27 protein-coding genes are annotated in these 25,792 nt (G+C 68.3%); 15 read left to right on the top strand and 12 right to left on the bottom strand.

Annotation, left to right across the window (positions count from 1 at the left end):
- Window positions 1-180: 180 nt before the first annotated feature.
- Window positions 181-786 (top strand): cholesterol catabolism transcriptional regulator KstR, encoded by a 606-nt coding sequence (gene kstR, locus PT015_RS15595; protein WP_285191133.1) that lies wholly within the window; start codon window positions 181-183, stop codon window positions 784-786.
- 4 nt (window positions 787-790) lie between these two features.
- Here kstR and PT015_RS15600 read toward each other — a convergent pair whose 3' ends face one another.
- Complete coding sequence (locus tag PT015_RS15600; RefSeq protein WP_285185587.1) at window positions 791-1,864, bottom strand: LacI family DNA-binding transcriptional regulator; 1,074 nt, start codon at window positions 1,862-1,864, stop codon at window positions 791-793.
- A 62-nt stretch (window positions 1,865-1,926) separates the two neighbouring features.
- On the opposite strand from PT015_RS15600, the gene PT015_RS15605 reads away from it, so the two are divergent.
- From PT015_RS15605 to PT015_RS15615, 3 genes are read left to right on the top strand one after another with little or no spacing between them, the layout of a single operon-like run.
- Complete coding sequence (locus PT015_RS15605; protein ID WP_285185589.1) at window positions 1,927-2,685, top strand: LamB/YcsF family protein; 759 nt, start codon at window positions 1,927-1,929, stop codon at window positions 2,683-2,685.
- Window positions 2,685-3,611 (top strand): MBL fold metallo-hydrolase, encoded by a 927-nt coding sequence (locus PT015_RS15610; protein ID WP_285185590.1) that lies wholly within the window; start codon window positions 2,685-2,687, stop codon window positions 3,609-3,611. The genes PT015_RS15605 and PT015_RS15610 overlap by 1 nt, the downstream gene beginning before the upstream one ends.
- Window positions 3,608-4,849, top strand: a complete 1,242-nt coding sequence (locus tag PT015_RS15615) for an SLC13 family permease (RefSeq protein WP_285185592.1) — start codon at window positions 3,608-3,610, stop codon at window positions 4,847-4,849. Before PT015_RS15610 ends, PT015_RS15615 begins: the two co-directional genes overlap by 4 nt.
- Here the strand turns inward: PT015_RS15615 and PT015_RS15620 are convergent.
- A complete protein-coding gene (locus tag PT015_RS15620) occupies window positions 4,846-5,319 on the bottom strand; it encodes a hypothetical protein (protein ID WP_285185594.1) in 474 nt (157 codons plus the stop codon). The two genes, PT015_RS15615 and PT015_RS15620, sit on opposite strands and share 4 nt — an antisense overlap.
- A 77-nt stretch (window positions 5,320-5,396) precedes the next feature.
- On the opposite strand from PT015_RS15620, the gene PT015_RS15625 reads away from it, so the two are divergent.
- A complete protein-coding gene (locus tag PT015_RS15625) occupies window positions 5,397-6,035 on the top strand; it encodes a TetR/AcrR family transcriptional regulator (protein ID WP_285185595.1) in 639 nt (212 codons plus the stop codon).
- Here PT015_RS15625 and PT015_RS15630 read toward each other — a convergent pair.
- From PT015_RS15630 to carD, 6 genes are all read right to left on the bottom strand, one after another.
- Window positions 6,019-6,489, bottom strand: a complete 471-nt coding sequence (locus tag PT015_RS15630) for a hypothetical protein (protein ID WP_285185596.1) — start codon at window positions 6,487-6,489, stop codon at window positions 6,019-6,021. The two genes, PT015_RS15625 and PT015_RS15630, sit on opposite strands and share 17 nt — an antisense overlap.
- Window positions 6,490-6,495: 6 nt before the next feature.
- Window positions 6,496-7,428: a 23S rRNA (guanosine(2251)-2'-O)-methyltransferase RlmB gene (gene rlmB / locus PT015_RS15635; protein ID WP_285185598.1), complete on the bottom strand. Its 933-nt coding sequence runs from the start codon at window positions 7,426-7,428 to the stop codon at window positions 6,496-6,498.
- The gene (cysS, locus tag PT015_RS15640; RefSeq protein WP_285185600.1) at window positions 7,418-8,824 is read right to left on the bottom strand and encodes a cysteine--tRNA ligase; all 1,407 of its coding nucleotides are present in this window, start codon (window positions 8,822-8,824) and stop codon (window positions 7,418-7,420) included. The genes rlmB and cysS overlap by 11 nt, the downstream gene beginning before the upstream one ends.
- Window positions 8,825-8,900: 76 nt before the next feature.
- Window positions 8,901-9,374, bottom strand: a complete 474-nt coding sequence (ispF, locus tag PT015_RS15645) for a 2-C-methyl-D-erythritol 2,4-cyclodiphosphate synthase (protein ID WP_285185602.1) — start codon at window positions 9,372-9,374, stop codon at window positions 8,901-8,903.
- The gene (ispD, locus tag PT015_RS15650; RefSeq protein ID WP_285185603.1) at window positions 9,371-10,042 is read right to left on the bottom strand and encodes a 2-C-methyl-D-erythritol 4-phosphate cytidylyltransferase; all 672 of its coding nucleotides are present in this window, start codon (window positions 10,040-10,042) and stop codon (window positions 9,371-9,373) included. The genes ispF and ispD overlap by 4 nt, the downstream gene beginning before the upstream one ends.
- A gap of 25 nt (window positions 10,043-10,067) precedes the next feature.
- Window positions 10,068-10,556, bottom strand: a complete 489-nt coding sequence (gene carD / locus PT015_RS15655) for an RNA polymerase-binding transcription factor CarD (RefSeq protein ID WP_285185604.1) — start codon at window positions 10,554-10,556, stop codon at window positions 10,068-10,070.
- Window positions 10,557-10,878: 322 nt separating this feature from the next.
- On the opposite strand from carD, the gene PT015_RS15660 reads away from it, so the two are divergent.
- The 3 genes from PT015_RS15660 to disA are packed head-to-tail and all read left to right on the top strand — an operon-like array spanning window position 10,879 to window position 14,025.
- Window positions 10,879-11,442 carry a hypothetical protein gene (locus tag PT015_RS15660; RefSeq protein ID WP_285185605.1) on the top strand — a complete coding sequence of 188 codons (564 nt, stop codon included), beginning with the start codon at window positions 10,879-10,881 and terminating at the stop codon, window positions 11,440-11,442.
- A gap of 40 nt (window positions 11,443-11,482) precedes the next feature.
- Window positions 11,483-12,913: a DNA repair protein RadA gene (gene radA, locus PT015_RS15665; protein ID WP_285185606.1), complete on the top strand. Its 1,431-nt coding sequence runs from the start codon at window positions 11,483-11,485 to the stop codon at window positions 12,911-12,913.
- Window positions 12,913-14,025 carry a DNA integrity scanning diadenylate cyclase DisA gene (gene disA, locus PT015_RS15670; protein WP_285185608.1) on the top strand — a complete coding sequence of 371 codons (1,113 nt, stop codon included), beginning with the start codon at window positions 12,913-12,915 and terminating at the stop codon, window positions 14,023-14,025. The genes radA and disA overlap by 1 nt, the downstream gene beginning before the upstream one ends.
- Before the next feature lie 4 nt (window positions 14,026-14,029).
- On the opposite strand, the gene PT015_RS15675 is transcribed toward disA, so the two are convergent.
- Together PT015_RS15675 and PT015_RS15680 are read right to left on the bottom strand one after the other, a co-directional pair.
- On the bottom strand, window positions 14,030-14,803 hold the full coding sequence (locus tag PT015_RS15675; protein ID WP_285185610.1) for a hypothetical protein: 774 nt from the start codon (window positions 14,801-14,803) through the stop codon (window positions 14,030-14,032).
- 20 nt (window positions 14,804-14,823) lie between these two features.
- Window positions 14,824-17,706: an MMPL/RND family transporter gene (locus PT015_RS15680; RefSeq protein ID WP_285185611.1), complete on the bottom strand. Its 2,883-nt coding sequence runs from the start codon at window positions 17,704-17,706 to the stop codon at window positions 14,824-14,826.
- 217 nt (window positions 17,707-17,923) lie between these two features.
- On the opposite strand from PT015_RS15680, the gene PT015_RS15685 reads away from it, so the two are divergent.
- From PT015_RS15685 to PT015_RS15695, 3 genes are read left to right on the top strand one after another with little or no spacing between them, the layout of a single operon-like run.
- Window positions 17,924-19,036, top strand: a complete 1,113-nt coding sequence (locus tag PT015_RS15685) for a sensor histidine kinase (protein WP_313825895.1) — start codon at window positions 17,924-17,926, stop codon at window positions 19,034-19,036.
- 1 nt (window position 19,037) lies between these two features.
- Window positions 19,038-19,697 (top strand): response regulator transcription factor, encoded by a 660-nt coding sequence (locus PT015_RS15690; protein ID WP_285185613.1) that lies wholly within the window; start codon window positions 19,038-19,040, stop codon window positions 19,695-19,697.
- Between the two features lie 41 nt (window positions 19,698-19,738).
- Window positions 19,739-20,704, top strand: coding sequence for a PE-PPE domain-containing protein (locus PT015_RS15695; RefSeq protein ID WP_285185614.1), 966 nt, complete (start codon window positions 19,739-19,741; stop codon window positions 20,702-20,704).
- Here PT015_RS15695 and PT015_RS15700 read toward each other — a convergent pair.
- Window positions 20,701-21,330, bottom strand: coding sequence for a carbonic anhydrase (locus PT015_RS15700; protein WP_285185615.1), 630 nt, complete (start codon window positions 21,328-21,330; stop codon window positions 20,701-20,703). The genes PT015_RS15695 and PT015_RS15700 overlap by 4 nt on opposite strands.
- Before the next feature lie 55 nt (window positions 21,331-21,385).
- On the opposite strand from PT015_RS15700, the gene PT015_RS15705 reads away from it, so the two are divergent.
- The gene (locus PT015_RS15705; protein ID WP_285191134.1) at window positions 21,386-22,237 is read left to right on the top strand and encodes an HhH-GPD family protein; all 852 of its coding nucleotides are present in this window, start codon (window positions 21,386-21,388) and stop codon (window positions 22,235-22,237) included.
- On the opposite strand, the gene PT015_RS15710 is transcribed toward PT015_RS15705, so the two are convergent.
- The gene (locus tag PT015_RS15710; RefSeq protein WP_285185617.1) at window positions 22,234-22,986 is read right to left on the bottom strand and encodes an alpha/beta fold hydrolase; all 753 of its coding nucleotides are present in this window, start codon (window positions 22,984-22,986) and stop codon (window positions 22,234-22,236) included. The two genes, PT015_RS15705 and PT015_RS15710, sit on opposite strands and share 4 nt — an antisense overlap.
- A gap of 55 nt (window positions 22,987-23,041) precedes the next feature.
- Here PT015_RS15710 and mhuD point away from each other — a divergent pair, with 55 nt between their 5' ends.
- Genes mhuD through PT015_RS15725 form a run of 3 tightly spaced genes read left to right on the top strand, consistent with a single transcriptional unit; the run spans window position 23,042 to window position 25,783 of the window.
- Window positions 23,042-23,353: a mycobilin-forming heme oxygenase MhuD gene (mhuD, locus tag PT015_RS15715; RefSeq protein ID WP_285185619.1), complete on the top strand. Its 312-nt coding sequence runs from the start codon at window positions 23,042-23,044 to the stop codon at window positions 23,351-23,353.
- Window positions 23,334-24,695 (top strand): serine hydrolase, encoded by a 1,362-nt coding sequence (locus PT015_RS15720; RefSeq protein WP_285185620.1) that lies wholly within the window; start codon window positions 23,334-23,336, stop codon window positions 24,693-24,695. The genes mhuD and PT015_RS15720 overlap by 20 nt, the downstream gene beginning before the upstream one ends.
- Complete coding sequence (locus PT015_RS15725; RefSeq protein ID WP_285185621.1) at window positions 24,695-25,783, top strand: Nickel transporter NicT; 1,089 nt, start codon at window positions 24,695-24,697, stop codon at window positions 25,781-25,783. The genes PT015_RS15720 and PT015_RS15725 overlap by 1 nt, the downstream gene beginning before the upstream one ends.
- Window positions 25,784-25,792: the final 9 nt, after the last annotated feature.

Here is a 25,792-nt window from a genome sequence, read left to right on the forward strand (position 1 = left end):
TCGCAGCAGGACATCCCGGTGTCCCGGCCGCACGGAGGTGGGAGATTCGCGCTCGGCATGCGTATCGTTTCGGGCGAGCGCGCAAGAAAAGGAGCTGGCCGTCAGATGTCGTCACCGGCGAACAAGAACTCGGGCACGTCCTCGGGTTCGTCCTCTGCGCAACCCCGTGAGGTGATGAACGTGGCGGTACTCGCCGAGTCGGAACTCGGCTCCGAAGCGCAGCGGGAGCGTCGTAAGCGCATCCTCGACGCGACGATGGCGATCGCCTCCAAGGGCGGCTACGAGGCCGTTCAGATGCGTGCGGTCGCCGACCGAGCGGACGTCGCAGTAGGCACGCTGTACCGGTACTTCCCGTCGAAGGTGCACCTGCTGGTGTCCGCGCTGGGCCGGGAGTTCGAGCGCATCGACGCCAAGACCGACCGCTCGACCCTGGTCGGCGGGACGCCGAACCAGCGGCTGAATTTCATGATCAGCAAACTCAATCGCGCGATGCAGCGCAACCCGCTGCTGACCGAGGCCATGACCCGCGCCTACGTCTTCGCCGACGCGTCGGCGGCCGGCGAGGTGGATCAGGTGGAGAAGCTGATCGACTCGATGTTCGCCCGCGCGATGAGCGACGGCGAACCGACCGAGGAGCAGTACCACATCGCCCGGGTGATCTCCGATGTGTGGACGAACAATCTGCTGGCCTGGCTGACCCGGCGGGCGTCGGCCACCGACGTCGCCAAGCGGCTGGAGTTGGCGGTCCGGCTGCTGATCGGCGACGGCGACACCGCGCACGTCTGATCGCTCAGGGCGGCGGCCCCGCGGTGCGTCCCCGAATCAGTTCGGTGGTGAGCACTTCGATCGTCGGTGTGATGTCCCCACTCAGTAGGAGTTCGCCTGCGCGGCGGCCCTTGTGCAAGCTCGGCTGGGCGACGGTGGTCAGGCCTCGGCTCATCGCCGCGGGCACGCCGTCGAATCCGGTGACGGTGATCTGGTCGGGGGCGAACTTGCCGCGGGCGCGCAGGTAGTCGAGCGCGGAGACGGCGAGCACGTCGGCGGTGCACATCAGCGCAGTGATGCGCGGATTCGCCTTCAACGCGATCTGCGCGGCGATGCCACCGGAAGCCGGGGTGTGCTCGTGGCTTTCGACGACAGTCAACGAATCGGGGTTGAGGCCGGCCGCCGTCATCGCCTCGCGGACACCGCGGATGCGTTCGCTCTGGACGTGAAACGTGGACGCGTGCAGGCGTTTGACGTCGGCCAACCCCTGATGCCGGTCGCGCATCAAGCGCATGGTGAGCAGCCCGATCTCGCGATGCCCCAGACCGAGGACGTGATCGGCCATCTCGCGCATCGCGACACGGTCGTCGATGCTCACCTGGGACGCGCCGGGCACGTCTTTGGGTTGGTCGACCACCACCAGCGGCAGCCGCCGCTGCAGCACCACTTGCAGGTAGGGATCGTCACCGGCAGCGGAGTACACCACGAAGCCGTCGACACCCGCCGCGAGCACCGACGCCGTGCCGTCGGCAACGCTGCGACTCGGGCCGACCGCCACGAGTAGCAGGCCCTGCCCCTGGGCTTCACACGACTGGGCCAGTCCCGCAACGAAATCCAGCGCCGCGGGATCGCTGAACGAATAGGTCAGCGGCTCGGTGATCACCAATCCCACCGCGCCGGCCTTGCGCGTCCGCAGCGAACGCGCGACGGGATCGGGGCCGGGATAACCGATGCGTTTGGCCGTGGCCAGCACCCGTTCCCGCAACGCATCCGAAAGTTGGTCCGGCCGGTTGTAGGCGTTCGAGATGGTGGTCCGCGAAACCTTGAGCTCAGCCGCCAGCGATGCGAGTGTCGCCCGGCGTCGCGGCAGGGGGCTCATGCACCCTGAGGTTACCGGGAATCGTGCCGCTGAGCCGTTTTTCGGCGACTAAGCTGTCGGCCGTGGCCAGCATCGACCTGAACACCGACCTCGGCGAGGGCTTCGGGGTCTGGCAACTCGGCGACGACGATGCGATGCTCTCCATCGTCAGCAGCGCCAACGTCGCCTGTGGCTTCCACGCCGGCGACCCGGCCGGACTGCTGGCGGTCTGCCGACTGGCCGCCGAGCGCGGGGTGCGGATCGGCGCGCAGGTGAGCTACCGCGACCTGGCCGGATTCGGCCGCCGCTTCATCGACGTCGCACCCGCGGACCTGCTGGCCGACGTGGTGTACCAGATCGGCGGATTGCAGGGCCTGGCGCACGCGGCCGGGTCCACGGTGTCCTACGTCAAACCCCATGGTGCGCTGTACAACACGATTGTCACCCACCGCGAGCAGGCTGCGGCGGTGGCCGAGGCGGTGCGCTTGGTCGACGCGAGTCTCCCGGTGCTGGGGCTGGGTGGATCGGTCTTCTTCGACGAAGCCGGCCGCCGTGGTCTGCGAACCGTCGGTGAGGCGTTCGCCGATCGCGCCTATCAGCCTGACGGGCAACTGGTTTCGCGCCGCGAACCCGGCGCGGTGCTGGCCGATCCGGCCGCCATCGCCGACCGGGTGGCGACCATGGTGACCGCGGGCACCGTGACCGCCGTCGACGGCTCGACCGTAGCGGTGGAAGTGGAATCGGTCTGCGTTCACGGTGATTCGCCGGGCGCGGTACGGATCGCGACCGCCGTCCGGGATCGGCTGCGCGCCGACGAGATCGAGCTGAAAGCGTTTTGCTGATGCGGCTGCGACCCGGGCGCCCCGACCTCGCGAAGCAGGCACATCGCTTCACGGTTCCGGTTGCCGATTCCGACTCCCCGCTGACCGCGACGTGGCTCGGGGTGTCCACCCTGCTGCTCGACGACGGGTCGTCTGCGGTGATGACGGATGGTTTCTTCTCCCGGCCGAGCCTGGCCCGGGTTGGGGTCGGCAAACTGGCGCCGTCGCCCGCGCGGGTCGACGGATGCCTGGCGCGCGTCGGGGTCTCCCGACTCGACGCCGTCGTGCCGGTGCACACGCATTTCGACCATGCCCTGGATTCCGCACTGGTCGCCGATCGGACCGGCGCATCACTGGTGGGCGGCGAATCCGCCGCGAACATCGGTCGCGGCCATGGCCTGTCCGAAGATCGGCTGCAGGTCGCCGAATCGGGCTCGCCAATTCGATTGGGCGCCTTTGACATCACGCTGTTCGAGTCGCGGCACAGCCCGCCCGACCGGTTTCCCGGCACCATCGATCAGCCCGTCGTGCCACCGGTGAAGGTCGCCGCCTACAAGTGCGGGGAGGCCTGGGCGACGGTGATCCATCACCGACCCTCGGACCGTCGGGTGCTGATCCAGGGCAGCGCCGGATTCGTGCGGGGATCGCTGGGCGGGCAGCGGGCCGACGTGGTCTACCTCGGCGTGGGCCAGCTCGGCGTGCAACCGGAGAGCTACATCGCCGACTATTGGGCGGAAACGGTGCGGACCGTCGGTGCGCGGCGGGTGGTGCTGGTGCACTGGGACGACTTCTTCCGTCCGCTGTCAAAACCGTTGCGGGCCTTACCTTATCTGGCCGACGATCTGGACGCATCGCTGCGCATCCTGGACGGGCTGGCCGAGCGCGACGGGGTTGCGTTGGAGATGCCGACGGTCTGGCGGCGCGAAGATCCCTGGGCCCGAGTTTGACGCTGCTGCTCGCTGTCCTGTCGCTGGCTGCGGTGCTGGCGTTCGCGGTCGCCCGCCCGCGCGGGTGGCCGGAGGCGTTCGCGGCGGTGCCCGCCGTCGCATTGCTGATCGGTGTCGGCGCAATCTCGTTGCACGACGCTGCCGTTGAGGCCGAGCGACTGCTGCCGGTGACCCTGTTCCTGGGCGCCGTACTGGTGCTGGCCAAGATGTGCGACGACGAAGGCCTCTTCGAAGCGGCCGGCGCGGCGATGGCCCGCGGCCGCGTCGGTTCACGGCGGCTGCTCGGGCAGGTGTTCGCGGTAGCGGCGACCATCACCGCCGCGCTGAGCCTGGACGCGACGGTCGTCCTGCTCACCCCGGTGGTGTTGACGACGGTTCGCCGGTTGCGTGCGCCGGTGCGTCCGCACGCCTACGCGACGGCCCACCTCGCCAACGCCGCCTCCCTACTGCTGCCGGTGTCCAATCTGACCAACCTGCTGGCCTTCAACGCGTCGAACCTGACGTTCCTCAGATTCACCGCGATGATGACCCTGCCGTGGCTGGCCGCGGTCGGCACTGTTTACCTGGTGTTCCGGGTGTTCTTCCGCCGCGACCTCAGCGTGCCGCCCGAGCCTCTGGAGGACGAATCCGCGCCCCCGACACCGGTATTCGCGTTGGCCGTGGTGGGCCTGACGCTGGTCGGTTTCGTCGTCGCCGAGGCGCTGGGCGTGGCGCCCGCGTGGGCGGCGTTGGCCGGGTCTAGCGTAATGGTGGTACGCAGTCTGGCCCGCCGCCACACCACCGCGAGCGAAATCGTTCGGGCGGTCAACATTCCGTTTCTGGTGTTCGTGCTCGCCCTCGGCGTCGTCGTCCAGGCGGTCATGCGCAACGGGGTGGCCGACCATATGGGCGCGCTGCTGCCCTCCGGGACCGGGCTGGCCGCCCTGCTCGGTTACGCCGCGCTGGCTGCCGTGCTCGCCAACGTCGTCAACAATCTGCCCGCAACCCTGGTCTTGGTGCCGCTGGTGGCGGCCGCCGGCCCCGCGGCAGTGCTGGCCGTGTTGATCGGGGTGAACGTCGGCCCCAACCTGACGTACGTCGGGTCCTTGTCGAACCTGTTGTGGCGCAGCGTTTTACGGCGTTACGGTGTTTCGGCCGGCGTCGGCGAGTACACCCGGCTCGGGCTGTTCACCGTACCCGCGGCGGTGGTGACGTCGGTGCTGGCGTTGTGGGCGACGGCGCGGGTGATCGGAATCTAGCGCGAGAAGGCCGGCCCCTGCGGTGCCAGCTGTAACCGAACGAGCTTGTGCCAGCGGCGTTGTCGATAGCGGTAGATGCCGACCGCCAGGGCGGCGACACCGGCCGTGAGCGGGCCCGCGTCGATGTCGACGGTGTCGGAGTAGCGGCAGACGTCGGGCCCGACCGACTCGACCCGCAGCGTGTGGTTCCATGCGCGCAGCACCCCGCCGTGCTCGTGTGTCCGAACCGTGTGGTCGGCGTCGTCGACGTCGACGACTTCGATGCTGTGCCGATAGGCGGGAATGAAGTGAAAAGCGAACAACCAGGCGGTGCCTCGATCGCCCACGCGAAACTGCTCGGATCGCCCGGCCAGCGCCGGGACACCGAACAGTCCCTTGCAGACATAGAGGAAGGTGACCGGCGACTGCATCGCCCGCCATACCCGATCGGCGCTGGTGGGCAGGGTTGTCTGCAGATGAACGGTCCGCATCTCAGACCTCCTCGAAGGTGTTAGTGTGCGCTCATTCTGCGGGCCGACGCAGGCATTGACTACTCGCATTTCGGGAGGTGGACGCCATCGCCCCGCCAGACCGGTTCAAGGCCCGCAAACAGCCCAAACAGGACCGTGCCACGCAGACCCGCAACCGGATATTGGACGCGGCTGCTCACGTTTTCGCCGAGTACGGCTATCGGGCCGGCACGACCAACCGCATCGCCGAAGGCGCCGAGGTGTCGATCGGCTCGCTGTACCAATACTTTCCGAACAAGGACGCAATCCTGCACGCCCTGATGGATGCGCACGTCGACGCTGGTGCCGACCTCCTCGGCAAACGGCTGGCGGACGGCCTACCGGAACGACTCGACGACGCGCTGCGCGTCTTCGTGCGAGCCACGATCGACAATCACCGCGACAACCCGCGGTTGCACCGGGTGCTGTTCGAGGAGGCGCCGCGAGCACCGGCTTTCCTTGCGCGACTGCATGATTTGGAGAATGCGATGGTCGACGCGGCCACCGAGCTCCTGGACAGTCACCCCGAAGCGCGGGCGACGGGCCGGCTCAGCGCCCGGGTCGTGGTGGCAACCATCGAGTCGCTGGTGCATCGACTGATCACCGCTCCGGAACCCGTCGACGCGCGGCAGCTCGAAGACGAGCTCGTTTCCATGCTCACCGGATACGTTGGCCGACAAGCTACTTCGACGACGTAGGCGCGACCGCCTCGGCCAGGACGTAGCCGATTGCGCCGGCGAGGGCCGCGAATTTGATCAGCGCCGCGCCGCGCGCGCGACGCGCATGAGTGTCGACCCGATCGCGGTTCAACACCCTGATCAGCGATACGCCTTCGACTGCGTCACCCGCGACCGCGATGGCCGCGGCCGAGGTCAGCGCCCGCGGATGCCCGCGCCGGCTTCGTGCGCGCTCGACCAGCAGCGCGGTCAGTACGCCGTACGTCGTCATGTAGCCGAAGTCCAACCATATCGACGCCCGGGCCGCCCGCTCGCCGTCGGGGCCCCACTGGGCCATGATCTGCTCGGCGCGAAAACCGCTGCCGGCCAACTCGAATGCGATGATCCCCGGACCCCCGGTGGCCCGCATGCGGTTTTCCAGCGCGACCATCACCGCGGTGTAGCCGACGAAAGCACCGGTTGCCGCGCGGATCATCACTCGTCATCTCCGGCGCTGGCGCGCGATCTCGGCAAGTACCACCCCCGCGGCGACCGAGGCATTCAGCGATTCGGTGGGGCCGGCCATCGGGATCGAGACCACGGCATCGCAGGCCTGCCGGACCAGGCGCGACAGGCCCTTGCCTTCGGATCCCACCACCACGCAGATCGGACCGTCGCCGTCCACGTCGTCGACGATCGTGTCACCTTCGGCGTCGAGCCCGACCAGCTGCAACCCCTTGCCGGCCCAATCCTTCAGTGTGCGATTGAGATTGGTGGCGCGGGCGACGGGTATCCGCGCCGCGGCGCCGGCGCTGGTTCGCCAGGCGACCGCGGTCACCGAAGCGGACCGACGCTCGGGGATCAGCACTCCGTGCCCGCCGAAGGCCGCCACCGACCGCACTATCGCGCCGAGATTTCGCGGATCGGAGATGTTGTCCAGCGCGACCAGCAGCGCGGGCGGATTGTTCCGAGCCTTATCGAGTAGCTCGTCGGGGTGCAGGTAGGCGTACGGCGGCACCTGCAGCGCGATGCCCTGGTGCAGCCCATTGGTGGTCATCCGGTCCAGGTCGGTGCGCGGCACCTCCAGAATTGCGATACCGGAATCGGCTGCGAGCGTGACGGATTCGCTGAGGCGCTCGTCAGCCTGTGCCCCGAGTGCGACGTACAGCGCCGTGGCGGGCACCCCGGCGCGCAGGCATTCCAACACCGGGTTGCGCCCCAGTACGTTTTCGAAGCCGTCGTCCTTGCGCTTGGGGGCGGCCCGGCGTGCTGCCGCCTTGGCCCGCTTCGCGGCCGGATGGTACGGGCGTGCCTCCGCCGGTGGGGTCGCACCGCGACCCTCGAGACCCCGGCGCCGTTGGCCGCCGGAACCGACCGTAGGTCCCTTCTTGGACGACTTGCGGATGGCGCCCTTGCGCTGCGAGTTACCGGCCATCGGATTCCAACGACCACTGCGGGCCGTCGCCCGTGTCGGTCACCTCGATGCCGGCATCCTTCAGCCGGTCCCGTATTTCGTCGGCGAGCTTCCAATCCCGTTGTGCACGAGCCTGTTGGCGGCGCTCCAACTCGGCGCGCACCAGGACGTCAACGGCACCGAGCGCCGCAGAGGTCTCGTCACGCGACTCCCAGCGCTCGTCGAGCGGGTCGCAGCCGAGGATGCCCATCATCGCCCGGATGACGCCGGCGGCGGCCAGCGCCGCGTCGTGATCGCCCGCGTCGAGCGCGCGATTGCCCTCCGCGCGGGTGCGGTGCACCTCGGCCAGCGCGGTCGGCACCGCGAGGTCGTCGTTGAGGGCTTCCGCGAACTTCGGCGTCCACTGCGTCGGCTCGACGGCGCCGACCCGGGTCCGCACCCGGTGCAGGAACTCTTCGATGCCCACGTAGGCGTTGACCGCGTCTTTCAGTGCGGTCTCGGAGAATTCGAGCATTGACCGGTAGTGCGCGCTGCCGAGGTAGTAACGCAACTCGGCGGCGCGGACCCGCTGCAGCATGGCCGGGATGGCGAGCACGTTGCCAAGCGACTTGCTCATCTTCTCGCCGCCGAGCGTGACCCAGCCGTTGTGCAGCCAGTACCGGGCGAACTTGTCGCCCGCGGCGCAGCTCTGCGCGATCTCGTTCTCGTGGTGCGGGAATACCAGATCCATTCCACCGCAATGGATGTCGAATTCAGGGCCAAGGTAGGTCCGGGCCATCGCCGAGCACTCCAGGTGCCAGCCGGGTCGGCCGCGTCCCCAGGGCGTCGGCCACGACGGCTCGCCCGGTTTGGCGGCCTTCCACAGGGTGAAGTCGCGTTGGTCGCGCTTGCCGGTCGCCACCCCTTCGCCCTGGTGCACATCGTCGATCCGGTGCCCGGACAGCCGGCCGTAATCGGGGTAGCTCAGCACGTTGAAGTAGACGTCGCCGCCGCCCTCATACGCGTTGCCGGACTCGATCAGTCGCTCGATCAGCTCGACCATCTGCGTGATGTGTCCGGTGGCGCGCGGTTCGACGGACGGCGGCAGCACGCCGAGTGCGTCGTAGGCGGCCGAGAACGCCCGCTCGTAGGTTGCCGCCCACTCCCACCAGGGCCGTTCGGCCGCGGCGGCCTTATTCAGGATCTTGTCGTCGATGTCGGTGACATTGCGGACAAACGCGACGTCGCAGCCGCGCGCCGCCAGCCAGCGCCGCAGGATGTCGAATGCCACACCACTGCGGACATGGCCGATGTGCGGCAGGCCCTGAACGGTGGCGCCACACAGGTAAATGGAGACGTGCCCGGGCCGCAGTGGGACGAAATCACGAACGGCGCCGGTCGCCGTGTCGTGTAGCCGCAGGTCGGCGCTATCGGTCACGACGTGCCAGCTTACCGGGCCGGATTGGGCATCGATGACCAAGGGAAACGATCAGCACGAGGCGAAAGGACTGCAGCTAGTCGGCGGCGAGCAACAAAGCCGTTGCGATGGCGGCGCGGCCCTCGCCGCGCCCGGTCAGACCCAGTCCGTCGGTGGTGGTCGCCGACACCGAAACCGGGGCGCCCAGCACCGCCGAGAGCGCCGTCTGAGCCTCGGCGCGGCGGGGGCCCACCCGGGGCCGGTTGCCGATGACCTGCACGGCCGCGTTGGCCACTCGAAAGCGATGCGCGGTGAGCAGCTCGGCGACGTGGCGCAGCATGGTCATTCCACTGGCCCCGGCCCAGCGGGGGTCGTCGACGCCGAAAACCTCGCCGATGTCGCCCAGGCCCGCCGCGGAGAGCAGCGCGTCACACAGCGCATGCACGGCCACGTCGCCGTCGGAGTGCCCGGCGCAGCCGTCGACGTCCGGAAACAGCAGACCCAGCAGCCAGCACGGCCGGCCGGCCTCGATGACGTGGACGTCGGTGCCCAGCCCGACCCGGCCGGTCACCGGCTCACGATCGCTTGCGCCAGCAGTAGATCCAGCTTGGTCGTGATCTTGAAGGCCAGCGGATCGCCGTCGACCACCTGAACCTGACCGCCGATGTGCTCGACGAGGGAGGCGTCGTCGGTGAACTCCGTCGTACCGGCCTGCTGATAGGCCCGCAGCAACAGCTCCGTCGAAAAACCCTGCGGGGTCTGCACGGCACGCAACCCGGCCCGCTCCGGGGTACCGAGCACGGCACCGTTGGCGTCGATGGCCTTGATGGTGTCGGCGACGGGCAGCGCGGGCACCACCGCCGGATGCCCCGCCCGCAGCGCTTCGACGACGCGGACCACCAGGTCGGGCGGCGTCAGCGCCCGGGCGGCGTCGTGCACCAGTACATAATCGGGTGCTTTCGAGTCGGCGACGGCCGCCAGCGCGCGGCTGACGGACTCGCCGCGGTTGGCGCCGCCCGCGACCACCGTCGCGTCGCTGCCGAGGATCAACTTGGCGCGATCGGTGCGGTCCGCCGGAACCGCCACCACGACGCGGTCGACCACACCGGATTCCAGCAGGCCGTCGATGGCGCGTTCGACCAGCGTTCGGCCGTCGAGCTGAAAAAAGGCCTTCGGAACGCCGGCGGCGAGCCGTTCGCCCGAGCCGGCGGCCGGGACTACCGCGACCGTGCCGGCCAATGCGGATCCTTGCGCGTCGGGAGGATCAGGACGCGGCGGCCAACGCCTCGTCGAGGATGGTCTCCGCGCGAGCGTCGTCGGTGCTCTCGGCGAGAGCCAGCTCGCCGACCAAGATCTGACGGGCCTTGGCCAGCATGCGCTTCTCGCCGGCGGACAGGCCGCGCTCCTGGTCGCGGCGCCACAGGTCGCGGACGACCTCAGCAACCTTGTTGACGTCGCCGGAGGCGAGCTTTTCCAGGTTGGCCTTGTAACGACGGGACCAGTTGGTCGGCTCTTCGGTGTGCGGTGCGCGAAGCACCTGGAACACCTTGTCGAGGCCCTCTTGGCCGACCACATCGCGGACGCCGACGTACTCCGCGTTCTCAGCGGGCACGCGAACTGTCAGGTCTCCCTGCGCGACTTTCAAGACGAGATACTTCTTTTCTTCACCTTTGATGGTTCGGTTTTCAATCGCCTCGATCAACGCAGCACCGTGATGTGGATAGACAACGGTGTCTCCGACCGCAAAATTCATCAGTTTCGAGCCCCTTTCGTGACTCCATGCTAACACGCCGCGCCAACAGGTGCGGAACAACGGTGCAGGTCAGGGGCACCGCGCGCGGGGAGAGGGGGTTGACAGACTGTCAATTTCGTGCAAGGCGACTGACAATTCAGAACCCTTTCGGCGGTATCCGCAAGGCCTCGGCTGTGTGCAGTTCGTCTCAGGAAACTTGTTACTGCCCTGCTCCAACCGCCTGCGCGCACCTTCGCCGCCCTCAGCTTCCACCGGCCGGGCCGACCTACTACTGTGCATAGTCGAACCGCAGGGCGTTCGAGGGCCGAGCAGGAGGCTTTGAGTGAACCGCTTCGACAACCGCGTCTCGAGATCTCGTCGCTCGGCAAAGCTTGCCGTGCTGGCGTCCGGAGCCGTGATCGGCGCCGTCGCGATCTCCGGATGCGGCGCCGGCCAGCTCTCGCAGACCGCGATGCAGCAATCTGCCGTCGACGGCAATCAGGCGACGGTCAAGAACGTCGCACTGCGCAACGTGCACATCCAGGCGCTGCAGACCGGTGACTACCTCCGCCCGGGCGCGACGGTCGATCTGGTCCTGGTCGCCGTCAACCAGTCGCCTGACATCACCGACAAGCTGGTCGGCGTCACCACCGACATCGGCAAGGTGACCGTCACCGGCGACCCGACGCTGCACCCGAGCGGGGTGCTGTTCTTCGGCGGCCAGAACGGCGAGACCAAGCGGTCGGACCGCGCGGTCGAGAACGGGGAGACGGTCAAGGCCACCATCGCGCTGAGCAAGCCGATCACCAATGGCCCGAACTACGACTTCACCTTCAACTTCGAAAAGGCCGGCACCGTGAGCGTGGCCGTGCCGATCTCGGCGCCGGAAGAAGGCTCACACCGCTAACCTCCGCGGTTCTGTCACACCTGACCGATACCGTCAGCGGGTGGCCAAGGCACGTTCGCAATACCGGTGCTCGGAATGCCGTCATGTCACCGCAAAGTGGGTCGGCCGCTGCCTGGAGTGCGGAACCTGGGGCTCCGTCGACGAGGTCACCGTGCTCAGCGCTGTCCGTGGCGGCACCCGCCCGGCGATGAGTCCCGCGTCGGCCGCGATTCCGATCAGTTCGGTCGAGTCGGACGGAACCCGCCACTGCCCCACCGGAATTGACGAGCTCGACCGCGTCCTGGGTGGCGGGGTGGTGCCGGGCTCGGTCACCCTGCTCGCCGGTGATCCTGGGGTCGGCAAGTCGACGCTGCTACTCAAGGTCGCCCATCAGTGGGCCGCGGCCGGGCGGCGCGCGCTCTACATCTCCGGCGAGGAGTCGCGAGGGCAGATCCGGATGCGGGCGGACCGGACCGGCTGCAGCCACGACGAGCTGTATCTGGCCGCGGACTCGGATCTGCATGCGGTGCTCGGGCATATCGACGCGGTCCAGCCCTCGCTGGTGGTCGTCGACTCGGTGCAGACGATGGCCAGCCCCGATTCCGACGGTGTCGCCGGCGGGGTGACGCAGGTGCGCGCGGTGACCACGGCGCTGACCGCGGCGGCGAAAACCACTGGGGTGCCGTTGATTCTGATCGGCCACGTCACCAAGGACGGCGCCATCGCGGGTCCACGCTCGCTCGAGCACCTGGTCGACGTGGTGCTGCACTTCGAGGGCGACCGCAACTCGCTGCTGCGCATGGTCCGCGGCGTGAAGAACCGCTTCGGCGCGGCAGAAGAGGTCGGCTGTTTCCTGTTGCAGGACAGCGGGATCGAAGGGGTCACGGATCCGTCGGGGCTCTTCCTGGATCAGCGGCCGCAGCCGGTTCCGGGAACGGCGATCACCGTGACGTTGGACGGCAAGCGGCCACTGGTCGGCGAGATCCAGGCGCTGCTGGCCACCCCGTCGGGCGGCTCGCCGCGTCGCGCGGTCAGCGGCATCGACCACGCCCGGGCCGCGATGATCGCCGCCGTGCTGGAGAAGCATGCCCGGCTCCGGATCGCCGTCAACGACGTGTACCTGTCCACGGTGGGCGGCATGCGGCTGACCGACCCGTCCTCGGACCTCGCGGTCGCGGTGGCACTGGCTTCGGCATACGCGAACCTGCCGATGCCGGCGACCGCGGTGATGATCGGCGAGGTCGGGCTGGCCGGCGACCTGCGGCGGGTCAGCGGCATGGAACGCCGCCTGGCCGAAGCCGCCCGGCAGGGCTTCACGACCGCGCTGATCCCGTCGGGCAGCGTCTCCGTTCCGCCGGGCATCACGGTGCTGCAGGCCCCCCACATCGGCGAGGCGCTGCAGCACGTTCTCGACATCGCGGAGCGTCCCGAGAGGCCTCCCGCGGCCCCTTATCCCTTGGACGCGACACGGACAGCGCACAATGAGGGGTGATGACTGTCGGCAAATCCTCCTCGAACGGCTCGGCGCCACAGCACCGCCCCACCCTGCGTGAGGCGGTCGCACGGCTTGCGCCGGGTACCGCGCTGCGCGATGGCCTGGAACGCATCCTGCGCGGTCGCACCGGTGCGCTGATAGTCCTCGGCTACGACGACAGCGTCGAGGCGATCTGCGACGGCGGTTTCTCGCTGGATGTTCGCTACGCCCCGACCCGGCTGCGCGAGCTGTGCAAGATGGACGGCGCGGTGGTGTTGTCCACCGACGGCAGCAAGATCCTGCGGGCCAACGTGCAGCTGGTGCCCGACCCGTCGATCCCCACCGACGAGTCCGGCACCCGGCACCGCTCGGCGGAACGGGCGGCGAGCCAGACCGGCTACCCGGTGATCTCGGTGAGCCACTCGATGAGCATCGTGACCGTCTACCTCAGCGGCGAACGCCACGTGCTGGCCGACTCGTCGACAATCCTGTCGCGCGCCAACCAGGCCATCGCCACGCTGGAGCGCTATAAGGCGCGGCTCGACGAGGTCAGCCGGCAGCTGTCCCGCGCGGAGATCGAGGATTTCGTCACGCTGCGCGACGTGATGACGGTGGTGCAGCGGCTCGAACTGGTCCGCCGAATCGGTGTCGAACTCGACAACGAGGTCGTGGAGCTGGGTACCGACGGCCGTCAACTACGGCTGCAGCTCGAGGAGTTGCTGGGCGGCAACGATGCGTCGCGCGAGCTGATCGTCCGCGATTACCACGCCAACCCCGAGCCGCTGTCCAAGGCCGAGGTCGCCACCACGCTCGACGAGCTGGACGGTATGTCGGACGCTGAACTGCTCGACTTCACAACGATGGCAAGGGTTTTCGGCTACCCGTCGACGGCCGAGGCGCAGGACTCGGCGGTCAGCTCACGTGGCTATCGGGCGATGTCGGAGATCCCGCGACTGCAGTTCGCCCACGCCGATCGACTGGTCCGCGAGTTCGGCTCGCTGCAGGGCCTGCTGGCCGCCAGCGCCGGCGATCTCGAGGCGGTCGAGGGTATCGGCGAGATCTGGGCACGCCATGTGCGAGAAGGCTTGTCGCAGTTGGCCGAATCGACGATCGGCGATCCAGCGCTCTGAGTTGTCAGCCCCCGGGTGCGGGCGGCGGGCCGGGCAGCGGGCCCTGTGCGGGCGGTCCGGGCGCCGGAGGCGGCGCGGCACCTGGAGGCGGCGCCGGAGCCATGATGAACGGAACAGCAAGGGAGCGAAGGTTTCCCAGCTGCACGACAAGGTTGTAGGTGCCTGGTCCGATCGCCGGCCGCGGCAACGGGCAGTGCGGCGCCGACCCCATCCCGGTCCATGTGACGGCGGTGGTGACCTGCTCGCCGGGCGCGAATGTCTTGACCAGAGTCTCGTTGGACGGCGCGCAGTCCAGGTTGGACCAGAGCCGCTTGTTGTCCAGCGAGTAGACGTAGGCGGCGAGCACCGCGGCCCCGACGTCACGCTTGCAGGCCACCAGCCCGATGTTGGTGACGACCATGACGAATTTCGGCTGGTCACCGAGCGCGTACTGCGGCTGGTTGGTGAGGCCCTTGACGGCCAGCGTGGAGTCCGGGCAGTCGTCACCGGCGTTCAGCACCGGCGGCGGCTGCACAGCGGCAGTCGGCGTCTCCGGTGGCTGACCGGCGTCTTCACCGGCGGGGGCCTCGATCTGCGTCTTGACTTCGGGGCTCGCGCCCTGCGCGTTCTGCGTCGGCTTCTTGGCGGGGGCGGTGTTACCGCTCGAGCCGCCGCTCAGGACGGCGACGATGATCGCGACCACGATGGCAACCACGACGACGGCGATCCCGATCGCCAGCCCCCGGCGTCGCCAGTAGATCTCCGGCGGTAGCGGGCCCCGCGGTTCCAGATCCAGCACGTTTCCACGGTAAGGCCAGGTCACGCCGACACGGTCGACCTGACGCGGCGTGTCGCGGACTTAGCAGCCGACTGAGGCAGTAATGGCCACCAGAACCATCGCCCCAGCAGCACCACCATGGACGGCAGCAGGAACGTCCGCACGATCAACGTGTCGAGCAGCAACCCGATCCCGACCGTCAGACCTACCTGCTCGATGCTGAGCACCGTGCTGCCGGCCAGCGCGAACATCGTCATACCGAACACGATCCCGGCGGTCGTCACGACTCCGCCGGTCGCCGAAAACGCCCGAACGATGCCCGTGCGAATACCCGCGCCCAGCTCCTCCCGGATCCGCATCGCCAGCAGCAGGTTGTAGTCGGCGCCGACCGCGACCAGCGCGATGAAGGCCATCGGCGCCACCGCCCAGTGCAGCGGTTTGCCGAGCAGCTGCTGACTGACCAGCACGCTGAGGCCGAGCGCCGAGGCAAACGACACGATCACCGTGCCGACCACCGCCAGCGCGGCCACCGGACTGCGCAGCATCATCGCGACGATCAGGAAGATCAGCGCCAGCGTCGCACCGACCAGGAGCACCACATCGCCGTGGACCAGGCCCTGCAGATCCCGGGTCGCGGGCCCGACCCCGGCCAGGCCGACCGACGTCGGCGTCACGGTGCCCTCCTTGGTCGCCTCCGCGACCGCGGACTGGATCTGGCGGGCACGCTGCGCGCCGTCGGCACCCCACTCCTCCCCGTCGCCGTAGACCACCAGATACGTCACGCGGCCATCGCGCGAGACCAGGTCGTTCAGGGCGGCCCGAAACCGGGGATCGGACAGCGCGCGGTCCGGCAGATAGAAACCACCCGCGGCGCTGCCCCGGAATCCGGCGTCGAGTTCACGCAGATAGTCCGACACCTGGCGCACCTGTGGGCCGATCGAGTCGGTGAGACCGCGCAGTTCGGTGCTCGCCGCCCTGGCTTGACCCAGCACATCGCGCATCGACTGCAGGGCCAGCGGCATTTGCCCAAACGAGGTCGTGGTCGCACGCGCTCCTGACCTGAGTTTGTCTGCGCCGCTAGCTAGTTCGCCCGAACTCTGGATGACGGAGTCGACGGGCTGCACGACTTTGGACACCAGCGCGCAGATCACGTTGTCGGGGCAGTTCGGTGTGGCGTTGACGAAGTTGCGCAGCGGCGTCAGATAGCCCGACATGGTTTCGACGTTGTCTCGGATACCGCCGATACCCGCGCGCATATCGTCTGCGCCCGAACCGATCTCACGAAGGCCGCCGGCGCTACCCTGCATGCCGCGATTGAGCTGGTCCACTGCGGATGTCATTTGCGCGAGGATCGCGTCCAGATCACCCACTCGCCGGAGTCGCCGCACGACGTCGTCGATCTGATCACCGAACCGCTGGCCGATCACACCGGCCTGATAGCTCAGCGTGGCTTCGTCGGGAACGGTACCGGCCGGCCTGCTGGCCGACTGCACCATGCGGACGCCGGGAATTGCCATGACCTGCCGGGTGATTCGCTCGACCGCGATCAGGCCGGCGGAGTTGCGCAGGTCGTGGTCGGTTTCGACCGTCACGATGTCGGGTAGCAGCCGATTCTGCGGAAAGTGTTGTGCCATAGCCGCGTAGCCGGCATTCGACTCGGCGTTCGCCGGGGTGGCCTCCGGCTCGTTCCATCCGGTCCGCATGCCGGCCAGCGGCAGGGTCAGGACCGCGATCAGCGCACCGCTGGCCACCAGCACCGGGCCGGGCCACCGCGCGACGACCACGCCGATGCGCCGCCACCGGCGGCCGGCAGTCGATCGCCGCGGCTCGAGCATCCCACGCCGACCGGCCAGGTCGACCAAGGCCGGCGTCAGCGTCAGCGCCGCGGTCATGCTGACCAGAACCCCTATCGCGCAGGGTATTCCGGTGCTCCGAAACATACCGACCTCGGCCAGGCTCAGGCAGGCCAGCGCCGTCGACATCGTCAACGCCGAGCCGATCACCACCGGCGCCACACCGCGATACGCGACGACGAGAGCGGTGGCCCGCTCGGTGCCGCGCCGACGGCCCTCCTGGTAGCGGCCGATCAGGAAGATCGCGTAATCGGTTCCGGCGCCGAGGATCATCGCGGCGACCAGCGCCACCGAGAACAGTGACACCTCGACCGCGCCGTGGTTGCCGAGCAGAGCGATCACCGGACGGGCGACCGCCAGCGCCAGGCCCACCGAGATCAACGGGATCGCGGCGGTGATCGTGGAGCGGTAGACGGCGAACAGCAGCAGCATGATCACCAGGACGGTTGCCGCGGTGATCAGCAGCATCTGATGATCGATGGCGGCGAACTCGTCGGTGAGAGTCCCGCCCGGGCCGGTGACGTAGACGCGCAGTCCCGGAGGCGGATCGAGCCGGTGCACGGTGGCCCGCACGACGTCGACCGAGGCGGCCGCCTCCGCCGTGCCCAGCATCCCGGACAACCGGATCATGAGGTCGGCCGCCCGTCCGTCGCGGCTTTCGGCGGCCGACTTGGTGATCGGATCCGCCCACAGGTCGGTGACCGCGTAGACGTGCTGGGTGTCGGCGCGTAACGCCGTCACCAATGTGTCGTAGTACTGGCGGTCGACCGGTTGCAACGGTCGACCGCGTTTCAGCACAACGTAATCCAGGTTGTTGCTGGGCGCACCGCCGAACAGCTCCGCGGACCGCTTCGCCGCGACCGCGCTGGCCGCCTCGGTCGGCATGAAGGACCGGGCGTGCGCGGCGACGACCCGTTCCAGCTGTGGCACCGCCAGGTTGGCCACCGCGGCCACCGCGATCCAGCCCAGCACGACCAGCACGGCATAGCGACTACTGAACCTCGCCAGTCGTGCGAAGGGGTCGCTGAAATCAAAACCGATTCCGGCCTTTTCGGCGCTGCGCCACGTCATCAGGATGACGCTAGGGACGCGCGGCGGTCCCGGCATCGTGCCGCGGTTCGAACTACCCGCTCCTACCGGAGTCGCACGCGCTTTACGACCACAGCAGGATGTCGGCGACGGCACATCCTTCTACGATGATCCGGTGACTCGGGCAGTCGAGTATGCGCGCAGCTGGTTCCGGAGCCGCGAGGGGCTGATTCCGGACCAGTATTCGTGGCTGTTCGTGATGATGATCCAAGCCTGCCTGGTGCTCACGTTGATCGGGTCGACCCTGCAGCGCGACCGGGCCGACCTGCCGGTCTCCGCCGCTGCCGCGTCGCTGGCACTCGTCCAACTGGCGCTGTTCGTCGTCGCCGCGGTCAGGATCAGCCCACCGCTGGTGGGCGTGACGTGGTGGGCATCGAGCGCGCTGCTGCTGTTCGCCACGTCGACGCCGATCAGCGTGGACCTCGCGCCGCTGCTACTGGTGCTGATGGTCGGGTGCGTCGCATCGCTGACCCGACAACGTTGGGCTGCAGCATCTTTCGTGGCCGCGGTGGCGTTGCTCGCGGCCGCCACGGCAACCCACCGGCTCGACGGGGTGGCGCTGTACCTTGGCTTTGTCGCGTTGGGCTGGTTGATGGGCTACCAGATGCGGCGGCAACACCAGCTACTGGTGAGCCAGCGCGAACTGCAGGCCGATCTGGCCGAGCACGCCGCTGCCGACGAACGGCGGCGCATCGCGCGCGAGGTCCACGACGTGATCGCGCACTCGCTGTCGGTGACCATGCTGCATGTCACCGGGGCGCGGCATGCGCTGCAACAGGACGGTGACATCGACGACGCGGTCGGCGCGCTGGTCGACGCCGAACGCCTGGGCCGCCAGGCGATGGCCGACATCAGGCGCACGGTCGACCTGCTCGAGGCGAGCCCGACAAGGCTTGCGCCCGAGCCGGGCGTCGCCGACATCCCCGGTCTGGTAGACGATTTCGTCTCGGCCGGGCTGCCCGTCACACTTCGTAGCGAAGGGCAGACCGAGCAGGTCTCGGCCGCGGTCGGCCTGGCGCTCTACCGCATCGCACAGGAGTCGCTGGCCAACATCGCCAAGCACGCGGCCACCTCCACAACCGATGTCGGACTGTCGATTTCGTCGACGAGCGCGTCACTGACGGTGATCAACGAGGCACCGGCGCCCGAGCCGGTGGCGCTGTCCCAGCACGATGGCCGCGGCCTGGTCGGAATGCGGCAGCGGGTCGAACTGCTCGGTGGCGTCCTCGACGCCGGCCCGTGCCGCCAGGGCTGGTCGGTGCGGGCGGAAATACCTCTGGGCGAGGCGAATTCGTGGCGGTGCGGCCGCTGACATGGGTACCCCTGACATCGCAGTACTGCTGGTCGACGACCAGGAACTGGTCCGTTCCGGGCTGCGGCGGATCCTGCGCCGCAAGGACGGATTCGTCATCGTTGCCGAATGCGGCGACGGCGACGAGGTCCCGGATGCCGTTGCCCGGCACCGGCCCGACGTGGTGGTGATGGACCTGCGGATGAAGCGGGTCGACGGCATCGAGGCGACGCGCAGGCTCACCGCGGCGGGGTCGCCCCCGGTTTTGGCGCTGACCACCTTCAACGACGACGAATTGCTGTCCGGCGCGCTGCGGGCGGGCGCGTCCGGGTTCGTGCTCAAGGACTCCTCGGCCGAGGAGTTGATCCGGGCCGTGCGCGCGGTCGCCGAGGGCGACAGCTACCTCGACCAGGCGGTCACGTCGCGGGTGCTGAGCACCTATCGCCGGGTGGCCGGTGAGCACTCGACCGTCGACGTGGCCGAGGTGACCGCCAGGGAGCGTGCCGTGCTTCGCCTGATTGGCTTGGGCCGCAACAACACTGAGATCGCCGACGAACTGTGCATCTCGGAGCTGACCGTCAAGAGCCACATCGGCCGGATCTTCGTCAAACTGCAGCTGCGCGATCGCTCGGCGGCGATCGTCTATGCCTACGATCACGGCCTCGTCGCACCGAAGATGTAGAACTCCCCAAATCGCGCCTGAACTTCAGATAAGAAGTTTCTATGAACGCGCCCCGGAAGCTCAGGAAATTCGCCGCCGTCGGCCTGCTGACCGGCGTCGCCGGCCTGCTCGCCAGTCAGGCCGCTCGCGCCGACGACACGCTGCTCGGCCCGCTGGCCTACAGCGACACCGCGCTCATCCTCGGTGGAACCACCGAGCCGACGCCGTCGACCGAGTTCGCCCAGGCCGTCGAGAACCTGTACCTGCATCCGCTCGGCTTCGACGGCGGCGCGATGTCTTCCACGGTCTGCGACATGATCGCGACCGACCCGTGCAGCGCGCCGCTGCAGGTGCTGACGACGCCGGAACTGATCCAGCAGGGGCCGAGCAGCCTCACCGCCGCCGACGACGTCGTTCTCGCCGTGGAGCACGAACTCCAGGTCGGCGCTTTCGATGCCGACCATCCGCTGACGATCTTCGGCTACTCGCAGAGCGCCACCGCGGAGTCCATCGCGATGGCGCAACTACAAGCCGACGGCATTCCCACCGAGGATCTGCACTTCGTGTTCATCGGCGACCCGTCACTGGCCGAGACCGGCGTGTGGCCCAACCTGGTCGCCGACCTGGAACCGCTGTTCGGGACCAGTTTCACCCACACCCTGCTGACCGCCTTCGGGTTCGACGGCGTCCTCGGCAACGTCACGCCGGACGACATCTACCCGACGACGATCTACACCCTGGACGGCGACGGGGTCGCCGACTTCCAAAACGTTTGGGACCAAAACGGCATACTCGGACCGCTGTACGGCCTGTTCGTCCCCCACGTCGAATACCTGGGTATGACGCCCGAGGAGATCGCAGCCGGGGTCACGACGTTCGACCACATGATCACCAACATCGACATCCCCGACACCTTCAACGACGCCGCGGCGTGGCTCAGCGCGGTGTTCGAGCACGGCGCGGCCGACAGCGGGCTCCTGGAGAGCGTGTTCAACTCCCTGGAGCTCTACCTGACCAACTCGTTCTAGACGTCGACCTTGTCGCCGACGTCGCCGATGATGTTGCGGATCACCACGCGCCCGTCCGCGAGGTGATAGGTGGCGCCGACGATCGCCAGGTCGCCGGCGGCAACCGCGGCGGCGATGGCCGACGAACGCTCGACCAGTTGCGTGCCGGTCTCCACCACGTGGCGCGCCTCGAACTCGTCGGCCCGGCTGAGGCCTTCGCGGCGGCCGAGCAGGATCGACGGTGCGACGCGCTCGACCAGGTCGCGCACGTAGCCACCGGGCAGCGCGCCGTCGTCGAGCGCGGCGAGCGTCGCCTTGACCGCGCCGCAGCTGTCATGGCCGAGAATGACGATCACCGAGACGCCCAGCGCGCCCACCGCGAATTCCAGCGACCCCAGCACCGACGAGTCGATGACGTGGCCGGCCGTCCGCACCACGAACATGTCCCCGAGACCCTGGTCGAAGATGAGCTCCGCGGCCACCCGGCTGTCGCCGCAGCCGAACAGCGCCGTCGTGGGCTTCTGCCCCTTGGCCAGGCTGGCCCGGTGCTGGATGCTCTGGCTCGGGTGTTCGGGCTGGCCGGCGACGAAGCGCTCGTTACCCTCTTTGAGTGCTTTCCACGCAGTCACGGGATCGGTATTCGGCATGGCGCTCATTGTGCCGTAGTCGGCCGTGACGCTCGTGGTAACGCATAGTGAACTCTTGGACTGGTACGCCCGGTCCGGTCGCGATCTGCCGTGGCGAAAGCCCGATGTGACGCCGTGGCAAATCATGGTTAGTGAATTCATGCTGCAGCAAACACCGGTATCGCGGGTCGAGCCGATCTGGCTGGACTGGATCGCGCGTTGGCCGACTCCCTCGGCGACGGCCGCGGCCACCTCGGCCGACGTGGTGCGGGCCTGGGGCAAGCTCGGCTACCCGCGGCGGGCCAAGCGACTGCACGAGTGCGCGATCGCAATCGCGCGCGATCACGGCGACCAGGTTCCCGACGACGTTGAGACCCTGCTCACGCTGCCCGGCGTAGGCGCATATACCGCCCGAGCGATGGCGTGCTTCGCCTATCAGCAGTCGGTGCCGGTGGTCGACACCAACGTGCGCCGGGTGGTGGCCCGCGTGGTGCACGGTAAGGCCGATGCGGGGCCGGCGTCAGCGACCCGCGACCACGCCGACGTCTCGGCACTGCTGCCCAATGACGCCACGGCGCATGTCTTTTCGGCCGCACTGATGGAACTGGGCGCCACGGTGTGCACAGCCCGCAGCCCCAAGTGCGGGATCTGCCCGCTGAGCGTTTGCCAATGGCGATCGGCCGGCTTCCCGCCATCGGAGGGCCCGGCCCGCAAGCCCCAGGGTTATGCGGGCACCGACCGACAGGTGCGCGGGCGACTGATGGATGTGTTGCGCGACAACGACTTACCGGTCACCCGGGATCAACTCGACATCGTCTGGCTACGCGATACGGTGCAGCGTGACCGGGCCCTGGAGTCGCTGCTCGCCGACGGCCTGGTGGCCAGGACCAGCGACGGGCGCTACGCACTGGCCGGCGAAGAGGGCTAGGCCAGGAACCTCTCGACCGCCTCTCGGTAGACGTCCGGCGCGTCGTCGTGCACCAGATGCCCGGCCTCGGGTACGCGCAAATAGGTTGTGCGGTAACCGTTCTCGCTCATCTGCGCCATCTGCCCTTGGGGCGCCACCGAGTTGCCCGCCTCGACCAGCAGCGCGGGTGCCCGCACCGCCCGCCATTGCGACCAATAGTCGCGGGTGCCCCACTGTGCGGCGATCTCGACCCACCGGGCCATCTGCCCGTGCAGCCGCCACCCCGTTTCGGTCCGGTCGAAGGCCTCGAGGAAATACCGGCCCGCGATGTCGCCGAATTCGGCCAGCACCTGCTCGGCGGACTCGAACTCGACCGGCAGGCTGTGCAGCCAGGGTTCCCACGGCCCGGTGGTGCGGCCGCGGAAATCCGGCGCCATGTCCTCGACGACCAGAGCCGAGACGAGCTCCGGTCGCTCGGCGGCGAGGCACCACGAGTGCAGGCCGCCCATCGAATGCCCGACCAGCCGGGCCGGGCGGCCCAGCGAGGCGACGGCGGCACCGAGGTCGGATACGAAGCGCTCGGTGCTGACCGGAAACGGGTCCTCGACGTCACGGCCTCGATGCCAGGGGGCGTCATAGGTGTAGACAGCGCCCAGCCGGGTCAGCCACGGCAGCTGGCGCGACCAGGTGCTGCCGCGGCCCATCAGGCCGTGTACCAGAACCACCGGTTCACCGTGCCCACCGCGACGGGTGAGCAGATCAGCGGCCATCCGCCTATCTTCGCGCGCTTTGGGTCACCGCTGGCACGCGCGGTAGCCTTTGCCAATGCCAGTGGTGAAGATCAACGCAATCGAGGTGCCCGCCGAGGCAGGCCCCGAACTGGAGAAGCGGTTCGCCCACCGTGCGCACGCCGTCGAGAACTCACCCGGTTTCCTCGGCTTTCAGCTGCTCCGCCCGATCAAGGGCGAGGACCGCTACTTCGTGGTGACCCAATGGGAATCCGAAGAGGCTTTCCAGGCGTGGGCCACCGGCCCGGCCATCGAGGCCCACGCCGGTCAGCGACAGAACCCGGTGGCAACCGGCGCGTCGCTGCTGGAGTTCGAGGTTGTGTTAGACGTTGCCGGATCCGGCCAGTAAGCCGCGTCGGCGCTCCCACCGTTGCCGGGTCACGGCATTGGCAGCCGCCGCGCTACTTTTCACCCTGACCCCGGGTTGCGCACCGCCACCCCCGCCCGCGGCCAACGCGGCCGCCAACAGCCGGCAGATCGACATGCGCACCCCGGCCGGTCTGCGTGCCCAGCAGACGCTGGACATGCTGAACTCGGACTGGCAGATCGGTCCCGTCGGCATCGGCACCCTGGCGGCACCCAAGATGGCGACCCAGGTCCAGACCATGATGGAAAAGCTCTGGTGGGACCGGCCGTTCACGCTGCGCGGGGTCGACATCAAGGCGGGCGCGGCCACCCTGCAGCTGACCACGTCTTACGGTGCGGAACAAGAGGTTCGGATTCACACCGACGACGACACCTTGGTCGACGGCTTCGACCTCACCACGCTGCCACCGAAGATCTCTAAGTTCGGGGACGTCGACGCGGTGCTGAGCAAGACGCATGCCCGCTATTCGTGGCAGGCCACGAAAGTCAATGACGGACAATGCGATCGGGTGGCCGGCACCAATCCTGACCTGTCGCTGCCGCTGGCCTCGATCTTCAAGCTGTACGTCCTCGACGCCGTGTCGGACGCCATCAAGGCCGGGACCGTGTCGTGGGACGACCAGCTGACCGTCACCGACAAGGGCAAGGCCGTCGGCTCGAGCATGGATCTGGCTGTCGGAGATCAGATTTCGGTACGCACTGCCGCCGAGAAGATGATCGCCACCAGCGACAACATGGCGACCGACATGCTGATCGAAAGGGTGGGGCCGCAGGCCGTCGACGACGCCCTCGTCAAGACGGGTCATCACGATCCCGCCGCGATGACCCCGTTCCCGACGATGTACGAGCTGTTCACCGTTGCCTGGGGCCGGCCGGACCTGCGCGAGCAATGGAAGAACGGCACGCCGGCGGACCGCGCCGAGATGCTGCGGAGGGCCAATTCCGCCACTTACCAACCGGATCCGTTCCTCGCCCACGTGCCGGCCTCCGAGATCGGCGCGGAATGGTATGGCAGCGCCGAAGACATCTGCCGTGTGCATGTCGCGCTGCAGGCCGGTGCAGTGGGCGCGGCCGCACCCGTCAAGAAGATCCTGGACACCGGCACCGGGGTCAATCTGGATCGCAACGACTGGCCCTACGTGGCGTCGAAAGCCGGTGGCCTGCCCGGCGATTTGACGTTCAGCTGGTATGCGGTCGACAAGACCCATCAACCCTGGGTGGTGAGCTTCCAACTGAACTGGCCACGCGACCACGGCCCGGCAATCACCGGTTGGATGCTGCAGATAGCCAAACAGGTCTTCGCCCTGGCGCTCGCGCAGCATTGATGACAGCCCTCGCCCGGCGACTGCTGTCGACGTGGAACCGTCGAGACTTCGTCGAGATCGGCGTGCTGCTCGGCGTGATCGCACTGATGCATGTCGTGGGCTTCGCGGTACTGGTGTTCGTCATCGCGCCGCACCGCTACCGCGCCGGCACACAGCTGTTCAGCATCGGATTAGGCTTCACCGCATACCTTTTCGGCATCCGGCATGCATTCGACGCGGACCACATCGCCGCGATCGACAACACCACCCGCAAGCTGATGACCGACGGCAGGCGCCCCAAGGCGGTCGGCTTCTGGTTCGCCATGGGCCATTCCACGCTGGTGCTCGTGATGGCCGTGCTGATCATGCTCGGCGCGCGGGCGGTGGGCGCGCTGGCCGACGACACGTCGCCGACCCGGCACGCGCTCGGCTTCGCCGGGACCCTGGCTTCGGGGATGTTCCTGTATCTGATCGCGATCATGAACGTGATCGCGATGATCGGTATCTACCGTGCCTTCACCAAGCTTCGCAGCGGCTCCTATTCGGACGCCGAAATCGAAGCGGCACTGAATGATCGGGGATTCTTCGCCCGCCTGCTGCGTCCGGTGATGAACCGCATCACCCGCCCGATTCAGCTGTATCCCGTCGGCGCGCTGTTCGGCTTGGGCTTCGACACCGCCACGGAAGTCGCGCTGCTGGCGCTCGCCGGCAGCGGAGCGGCGGCCGGCCTGCCCTGGTACGCGGTTCTGGTGGTGCCGCTGCTGTTCGCCGCGGGCATGACGTTGATGGACACCCTTGACGGGCTGCTGATGACGGTGGCCTACGACTGGGCATTCCTGCAGCCGGTGCGCAAGATCTACTACAACCTCACCGTGACCGGTCTTTCCATCGCGGTCGCACTGCTGATCGGTTCGATCGAACTGGTGTCGATCCTGCATGACGACCTCGACTGGGTCGACCCGGTCACAAATTGGATCAGCGGCATCGACCTCAACAACGCCGGCCTCGCGATCCTGGCGCTGTTCGCCGTGACCTGGGTCGGGGCGGTCGCGTACTGGAAACTGGCCGACGTCGAGGCCCGCTATCAGCCCGTCGAGTCGGCCGAATAGCCGAAAGCC

Source organism: Candidatus Mycobacterium wuenschmannii (assembly GCF_030252325.1).
GTDB classification, from domain to species: Bacteria; Actinomycetota; Actinomycetes; order Mycobacteriales; family Mycobacteriaceae; genus Mycobacterium; species Mycobacterium wuenschmannii.